General features: G+C 36.6%; 5 protein-coding genes. 2 read left to right on the top strand and 3 right to left on the bottom strand.

Features of this window, described 5'->3' with window-relative positions; all coding sequences use genetic code 11:
- Positions 1-157 precede the first annotated feature (157 nt).
- From NZ519_11240 to NZ519_11230, 3 genes are read right to left on the bottom strand one after another with little or no spacing between them, the layout of a single operon-like run.
- On the bottom strand, positions 158-376 hold the full coding sequence (locus NZ519_11240) for a CDGSH iron-sulfur domain-containing protein (protein MCS7029326.1): 219 nt from the start codon (positions 374-376) through the stop codon (positions 158-160).
- Between the two features lie 6 nt (positions 377-382).
- Positions 383-943: a hypothetical protein gene (locus NZ519_11235; protein MCS7029325.1), complete on the bottom strand. Its 561-nt coding sequence runs from the start codon at positions 941-943 to the stop codon at positions 383-385.
- Between the two features lie 49 nt (positions 944-992).
- The gene (locus tag NZ519_11230; GenBank protein ID MCS7029324.1) at positions 993-1,631 is read right to left on the bottom strand and encodes a hypothetical protein; all 639 of its coding nucleotides are present in this window, start codon (positions 1,629-1,631) and stop codon (positions 993-995) included.
- Between the two features lie 132 nt (positions 1,632-1,763).
- On the opposite strand from NZ519_11230, the gene NZ519_11225 reads away from it, so the two are divergent.
- Both NZ519_11225 and NZ519_11220 read left to right on the top strand, forming a co-directional pair.
- Positions 1,764-3,170, top strand: a complete 1,407-nt coding sequence (locus tag NZ519_11225) for a sugar transferase (protein ID MCS7029323.1) — start codon at positions 1,764-1,766, stop codon at positions 3,168-3,170.
- Between the two features lie 78 nt (positions 3,171-3,248).
- Positions 3,249-3,995: a beta-ketoacyl-ACP reductase gene (locus tag NZ519_11220; GenBank protein ID MCS7029322.1), complete on the top strand. Its 747-nt coding sequence runs from the start codon at positions 3,249-3,251 to the stop codon at positions 3,993-3,995.
- Positions 3,996-4,120: the final 125 nt, after the last annotated feature.

The raw sequence follows: 4,120 nt of genomic DNA, 5'->3' as shown, positions 1-4,120 counted from the left end.
CGTAGCCCGTAGCACGCCGACCTTGCCCACACAAGCGCAAGCGAAGTGTGGGCAAGGGCACGCCCAAAAAATTAAAATTTAATCTTTTTTAATCTTTGTCAAAAAGACTTGATATAAAAAAGCCCACATTTTAGAAAAATGCGGGCATGAGTGCGGATTATTTTAAGGGAGGTAGTTCAAAAGCTTCACAGATATGTTCAAATTTTCCCTTGTGGCTACCATCGCAAAATGGGCGATTTTGAGATAGACCACACCTGCATAAAGCAATAGAAGTTCGCCCATTGAGGTTAAATTCTTTACCTTGGGCATCCACGAGCACGAAATCGCCCTCTACACGAATAGAACCGTTGTTGTTAATTTTAATTACAGTTTTCATACGCTTTTACCAATCTGATAATGCTTCCCGAGTTTCTGGTGAATAAATAACAAAATAAGAACGAATTGGGTTGTTTATGCGAGCAAATTCTTCAGTGAAGACACTTTTGTCAGACCAAGTGTTCATATAATACTCAATGTAATTCCCTTCTTTGGTTTCAAAAGTGTATTTGGTTTGCTTGTACTGGGTAGTACCTGTGTACATGTTCACTTTGCTGGTTTCGGCACCATATTTAGACTGCAAATAGCCTAAAATAACCTGTGCATCTCCCTCTTTTTCATCTACAAGGGTAACTTTTACTTTGGCTAATTTGTTTGCTCTGTAAAAATAAACTGTGTGCATAATTTTGACACCTTCAATTGTTTTTGGGTCCGTTTTGTCTTCGTAACCTTCAAAAAGAACATTAGCCTCATATTCTGTTCGCCAGTAGTCCTTTTTGCCAAGCTCATTAGGACTGCTTCCCCAGTACTTACCTCTGTAGGCTTCAATTCGCTTTTGACCAGAATTTTGAGCTTTAACGCTAAACGCTGCTGTTAAAAACAAACTTACAATCCAAATGTACTTCATACCAGCAAAAGACATATCTAATCTTTTTGAGAATTTCGTACTGTATACGTTAAAATCCACCGCTTGTTTTGTCTTCATGCTCAGTTGTGAGGGACTTTGAATACATTGTAATATTAGAAAGTGTGTAAGGAATAAACGCCGCTTGCCCATTTTTTCCCCATTTTACCATTTGATAAATCACTTCGGTATCCTCATCAGCCTTATAGTAAAATCTGCGAATAGTTCTATAACCATCATGGTCATTAACTTCTTCTTTTTCTTCCTTGTAAGGTTTTCCAAAACGAGCATCCACGGCTTCCTTCATTGCTTCAGAATGTAAATCACTTTTGAGAAAAATATGGATACGTGTTAGCTTACCATTAGCATTATATGCATATACAATGGCTTGTAAAGGTATTTTCTGCAATTCTAATCGCTCATTGACATCGATGTAATAGCTGTAATTAGGTAAAGGTTGAAAAGTAGTAGAATCTTTACCATCTTTAAGTTGTAGGTTAGCAAAAGATTCTAACTGTTCGTTAGAGATGTTGCGAGTAACTAGAGCCTTCCTATTTTTTATTTCCATTACTGAGCTACCCCAAGCATGTGTCCTGAACTTGAATACTTTTTGGTGCTGCGCCAAAGCATAATTTTGAACAGACATCCACACACTTATGAACAGTATGAAAACATGACTATTCCTACACATAAACTTTATTTTTGGACAAAAGTAAGCAATTATGAGTGAAACAGCAAATTTTTTACCTAAACTCCTTACTTTGCTTTTTGAAAAGACATATTTCGCTCACCTAACAAAAAATCTGGTATTTTTGCGTAATACATGAAGCGTTTCAAGCAATACGTAACATTTCTTATATTTTTCATTTCAGATTTTTCAGCAAGCTTTTTAGGTTGGATATTGTTTTATTATTTGCGAAGACATTACATTGAAGCCAAAGAATTTGGAGTCTCTTTTCAGATTATTTTGCCTGCTATTGTGGTATCTACGTGTTGGTGCATATTGTATGCTTATACAGGTTTATACAAAACTCTTTTTCGCAAATCTCGCCTAACTGAAACTATAAAGGTAGCAAAAATTACTCTTATTGGTGTAGGTATTATATTTTTTGCAGTCCTTTTAGATGATCCCGTAGATACTACCACTCGCTTTCGTTTTACCTACTTTGCATACTTTATAGTACAGTTTAGTTTAGTTGCTACTTTTCGTTTGATTGTCAATAGTATAGCTAAATACTTAGTTATCACTAAAAAAGTCCAGTTTAACACTATTTTAGTCGGCAGTGGGGAACAAGCTTTGAACTTGTACTTGGAATTAGAAAAAAACCCAAATGATTTAGGACAAAGATTCATAGGTTTTATTGCTGATAGTGATTACATTCATCCTGAGTTACAAAATAGGCTACCTTATTTAGGTAAAATAGAGGATGTTGAGGACGTGGTTAAAAAGTATGATGTACAAGACATTATTGTAGCCACTGAACATACACATGCCAAAGATTTGCTCAATATCATTAACAAATTACGCAGTATGCGTATCTCTATTAAACTCAACCCTGACCGATACGATATCATAGCAGGATATGTCAAAACCACGCAGCTGCTCGGTACGCCATTAGTAGAAATTCAGCAAAGTTTGATTCCTTCTTGGGAAAAAAACAGTAAGCGCTTAGTAGATATCATTGTTTCTCTGTTTGTTTTAGTTTTCTTTTCTTGGTTGTATATTATTTTGATTATTGCAGTCAAGCTTAATTCCAAAGGTCCTGCTTTTTACACGCAAGAGCGAATAGGCAAAGATGGTGTACCTTTCAGAATTATTAAGTTTCGTTCAATGTATGTAGACGCAGAAAAGTTCGGTCCTGCGCTTTCCAAAGAAAATGACCCGCGTGTAACCAAAGTGGGCAGATTCTTGCGTAAGTACAGATTAGATGAAATTCCACAGTTTTGGAACGTGCTAATAGGACAAATGAGCTTAGTAGGACCTCGCCCAGAAAGAAAACATTTTATTGAACAAATTGTGCAAAAAGCACCTGAATACTACCTGCTCCATCAAGTTCGCCCAGGTATTACTTCATGGGGACAAGTCAAGTTTGGCTATGCTGAAAATGTAGATCAAATGCTGCAACGCATGAAATATGACTTACTTTACATTGAAAATATGTCATTAACCATGGACTTGAAAATCATACTGTATACTATTAAAACAATTCTTAAAGCCGAAGGCAAATAATAATTTTTTGTCTTTTTTTTGGACACTATAATAAAGTTTATATAACTTTATAGCACCAAACTAAACACTTTAATTCTTATGGACAAAAACGGAAAAAGAGTTGCCTTAGTAACAGGCGCCACAGGCGGACTGGGCACTGCTATGTGCAAAAAATTATATGAGGAAGGTTACCGAGTAGTAGGTAACTATCGCAACGCCGCCAAAGCTAAAGCATGGCTAGAAAAACTTCATGCCGAAGGATACCAGATAGACGCCTATGAAGCAGACGTAACAGACTACGAATCTGTAGGGCGAATGGTCAAAAAAATTGAGGAAGAAATTGGCCCTATTGATATTTTAGTCAACAACGCAGGAATTACAAGAGATACCACTTTCCGCAAAATGACTCCTGAACAATGGCATGAGGTTATCAACACTAATCTCAACAGTGTCTTTAACTGTACTCGCCATGTTATCAATGGCATGATTGAACGCGGTTTTGGTAGAATTATCAATATCTCCTCTGTTAATGCTCAACGCGGACAAATTGGACAAACCAACTATTCTGCAGCCAAAGCAGGTATGCATGGCTTTACTAAAACCCTTGCTATGGAAGTAGCTAACAAAGGTATTACTGTAAATACTATCTCTCCAGGATACATTGCTACTGACATGGTAATGGCTGTAAGAGAAGATATTCGCAATCAAATTATTTCTCAAATTCCCGTAGGGCGGTTAGGAGGTACAGAAGAAGTAGCACATCTAGTAGCTTTCTTAGCCTCAGAAAAAGCTTCTTTTATCACAGGAGCTAATATGTCTATCAACGGCGGTCAACACGTGTATTGATTTAGATACCATTTGTTTACACCGTTGGGGGGGGGGGGGGGGGGGGGGCCCCCAAAAATAAAAAAAACAAAAACAAAAAAAAAAATAAAAATAAAAAAAAAAAAAAAAAAAAAAAAAATTAAAAA

The sequence above is a fragment of the Bacteroidia bacterium genome (genome assembly GCA_025056095.1).
Taxonomy (GTDB): Bacteria; Bacteroidota; Bacteroidia; order JANWVE01; family JANWVE01; genus JANWVE01.
The sequence above is the reverse complement of the archived record's forward strand: the minus strand, read 5'-3'. Positions and strand labels throughout refer to the sequence as shown.